This is a genomic window from Microbacterium sp. CPCC 204701 (assembly GCF_004010105.1).
In the GTDB taxonomy this organism is placed as follows: domain Bacteria; phylum Actinomycetota; class Actinomycetes; order Actinomycetales; family Microbacteriaceae; genus Microbacterium.
Map to the genome: position 1 here is coordinate 1 of NZ_RRYE01000309.1, position 3648 is coordinate 3648.

Genomic DNA, 3648 nt, shown 5'->3' on the forward strand with positions numbered 1-3648 from the left:
CGCCGACCCGGCAACGGACGCCGCCCTCGCCGCGGAGCTCACGGCGAGCGAGAAGGAGCGCGCCGAGAACGTGATGATCGTCGATCTCATGCGCAACGATCTGTCGCGCGTGTGCGTCGCCGGGTCGGTGGGCGTGGACGCGCTGCTGGAGATCGAGTCGTATCCCGCCGTCCACCAGCTCGTGAGCACGGTCTCGGGACGGCTCGCCCCGGGCACGACCCTCGGTGAGCTCCTCGACGCCGCATTCCCCGCCGGTTCGATGACCGGGGCGCCGAAGCTGTCGGCGATGACGATCCTCCACGGGCTCGAGCGCGCGCCGCGCGGCGTGTTCTCGGGCTGCTTCGGCTGGGTCGGCGACGACGGCGCGCTCGATCTCGCGATGGTGATCCGCTCGATCGTGACCCACCCCGCGGGCGCCTACGTCGGCGCCGGCGGGGGCATCACGTGGCGGTCGGATGCCGCCGCCGAGGTGGCGGAGGTCGGGGTCAAGGCGCGCGGGCCACTGGCAGCCCTCGGCGCCGCGCTGCCGCCGGGTTGGTGAAGCCCGGGTCCGCTAACCTGGAGGTTGCGCTTCGCGCGCCACCCGGCATCCCATGATTGGTTCTTCCCACGTGAGTCAGACCATGTCCTCCGACACCACCGCGCCCGCCGAGGGCTTCGACGCCTACGCGATCCAGGAGAAGTGGCAGGCGCGCTGGGCGGAGGCCGACCCGTTCCGCGCCGGCGGCGACGACGACACCCGGCCACGCAAGTACGTGCTGGGCATGTTCCCGTACCCGTCGGGCGACCTGCACATGGGCCATGCCGAAAACTACGCGTACGTCGACGTGGTCGCGCGGTTCTGGCGCCACCGCGGCTACAACGTGCTCAACCCGATCGGATGGGACTCTTTCGGCCTGCCCGCCGAGAACGCGGCGATCCAGCGCGGGGCAGACCCGCGCGAGTGGACCTACGCGAACATCGAGCTGCACAAGAAGAGCTTCCGCCAGTACGGATCGTCCTACGACTGGTCGCGCATCCTGCACACGAGCGACCCCGAGTACTACCGCTGGAACCAGTGGCTGTTCCAGCGCCTCTACGAGCGAGGCCTGGCGTATCGCAAGGAGAGCCCCGTCAACTGGTGCCCGAACGACCAGACGGTGCTCGCGAACGAGCAGGTCGTGGACGGGCACTGCGAGCGCTGCGGCACCGAGGTCGTGAAGAAGAAGCTCACGCAGTGGTACTTCAAGATCACCGAGTACGCCGACCGTCTGCTCGACGACCTCAACCAGCTCGAGGGCTTCTGGCCGCAGAAGGTCATCCGCATGCAGCGGAACTGGATCGGACGCTCGGTCGGCGCCGACATCGACTTCGAGATCGAGGACCGCGCCGAGAAGGTGACGGTGTTCTCGACCCGCCCCGACACGCTGCACGGTGCGACCTTCATGGTCGTCGCCCCCGACAGCGATCTCGCCGCAGAGCTGGCCGCCGGATCCTCGGCCGAGGTGCGGACGCGCTTCCAGGACTACCTCGAGCGTGTTCAGCGCGAGACCGACATCGAGCGCCAGAGCACCGACCGTCCCAAGACCGGCGTGTTCCTCGACCGGTACGCGATCAACCCGATCAACGGCGACAGGCTGCCGATTTGGGCCGCCGACTATGTGCTGGCCGACTACGGCCACGGCGCGGTCATGGCGGTGCCCGCCCACGACCAGCGCGATCTGGACTTCGCGCGTGCGTTCGATCTTCCGATCAAGGTCGTGGTCGACACCACGGCGCCGATCACGGGCGCCATCCCCGTGATCGAGGTCGACGATGACGGTGTGCCGATCGACCCGGGCCCCCTCGAATCGCTCGCCGACATCGACCCGGCTTCGACAGGCGTCGCGCTGACCGGCGACGGTCGCATGATCAACTCGGGCTCGCTCGACGGGCTCTCGAAGCGCAATGCGATCGCGCGCGTCATCGAGGAGCTGACGGCGGCGGGCACCGGTCGAGCCGCGAAGTCGTATCGGCTGCGCGACTGGCTCATCTCGCGCCAGCGCTTCTGGGGCACGCCGATCCCGATGATCCACACCGAGGACGGGCGGATCGTGCCCGTGCCGGAAGACCAGCTGCCGCTGCGCCTGCCCGACGCGAAGGGCCTCGATCTCGCGCCGAAGGGCACGTCGCCGCTCGGAGGGGCCACGGAGTGGATGCAGACCACCGACCCCGGGACGGGCGGGCCGGCGCTGCGCGACCCCGACACGATGGACACCTTCGTCGACAGCTCGTGGTACTTCCTGCGGTTCCTCTCGCCGAACGACGCGACCCAGCCCTTCCCGACGCGTGAGGCGAGCCGCTGGGCGCCCGTCGACTCCTACATCGGCGGCGTCGAGCACGCGATCCTGCACCTGCTGTACGCACGCTTCGTCACGAAGGTGCTGTTCGACATGGGTCTGATCGACTTCACCGAGCCCTTCTCCAGCCTCGTCAACCAGGGCATGGTGCTGCTCGGCGGCTCGAAGATGTCGAAGTCGAAAGGCAACCTCGTCGAGTTCGCCTCGAGCATGGTCGACCCCGGCGCCGACGCGTCGCGCGTCGCCATGATCTTCGCCGGCCCGGTCGAGGACGACATCAACTGGGAGGACGTCTCGACCACCGGCGCGCAGAAGTTTCTCGCGCGCGCCTGGCGGGTTGCGAAAGACGTCAAGAGCGCTCCGGACGTCATCTGGGCGGAGGGCGACGCCGGGCTGCGCCGTGTGACCCACCGCCTCCTCGCCGATGCACCCGGGCTCGTGGAGCAGACGAAGTTCAACGTCGTGGTGGCGCGGCTCATGGAGCTCGTCAACGCGACGCGGAAGCTCATCGACACCGGTGCCGGGCCCGCCGACCCGGCGGTGCGTGAGGCCGCCGAGGCGACCGCCATGATCCTCGACCTCTTCGCGCCGCATACCGCGGAGGAGATGTGGGAGGTGCTCGGCTATGACGGCTTCGTCGGGCTCGTGCCGTGGCGGAGCGCCGATCCGACGCTCCTGGTCGAAGAGAACGTCACCGCCGTGGTGCAGATCGACGGCAAGGTCCGCGCGACGCTCGAGGTGCCGGCGCGGATCGATGCCGCACAGCTCGAGGCGCTCGCGCGTGCGGACGAGCGGGTGAACCGTTCGCTCGCCGGCCGCGAGATCACGCGCGCGGTCGTCCGGCCGCCCAAGGTGGTGAGCTTCAGCACGCACTGAGCCGTCGCGGCTCCTCCCCAGCGCGTGCCGTGAGACCGCCGTCCACATTCGGCGATGGCGCACATATACGGCCTGACGAGCCCGTCTAGCGTGGCCGCGTGACGGTGACGGGCGACGCGGGCGATCCCTCGGCCCGTCGCCGCCTGGGCATCGGTGCGATCGTCGTGCTGGTGATCGCCGCGCTGGCGATCACGGTTGCGATCGGCATCCTCCGCGGGGCCGTCGCACCGGTCGACGACGTGGTGGTCGACGCGCCGGCCTCGACCGCGACGACCGACGTGGTCGACCTGTACGTCCACGTCGCCGGAGCCGTCGCGGCACCCGGGCTGTACGTGCTGCCGGCCGGTGCCCGGGTGGTCGACGCGGTGGCCGCGGCCGGCGGGTTCGCCGACGACGCGGATCCGGCAGCGGTGAACCTGGCGCGCGCGGTCGACGACGGCGAGCAGCTCCATGT

Annotated in this window: 3 protein-coding genes; all 3 read left to right on the plus strand. The window is 70.0% G+C overall.

Going from position 1 to position 3648, the window contains the following annotated elements; all coding sequences use genetic code 11:
- Positions 1-541 (plus strand): chorismate-binding protein (locus EIO58_RS14440; protein ID WP_205789299.1); only part of this gene is annotated, 541 nt, incomplete at its 5' end.
- An 82-nt stretch (positions 542-623) separates the two neighbouring features.
- Positions 624-3194 carry a leucine--tRNA ligase gene (gene leuS / locus EIO58_RS14445; protein ID WP_164861731.1) on the plus strand — a complete coding sequence of 857 codons (2571 nt, stop codon included), beginning with the start codon at positions 624-626 and terminating at the stop codon, positions 3192-3194.
- 98 nt (positions 3195-3292) lie between these two features.
- On the plus strand, positions 3293-3648 hold a 356-nt coding region (locus EIO58_RS14450; protein ID WP_240658886.1), incomplete at its 3' end, for an SLBB domain-containing protein.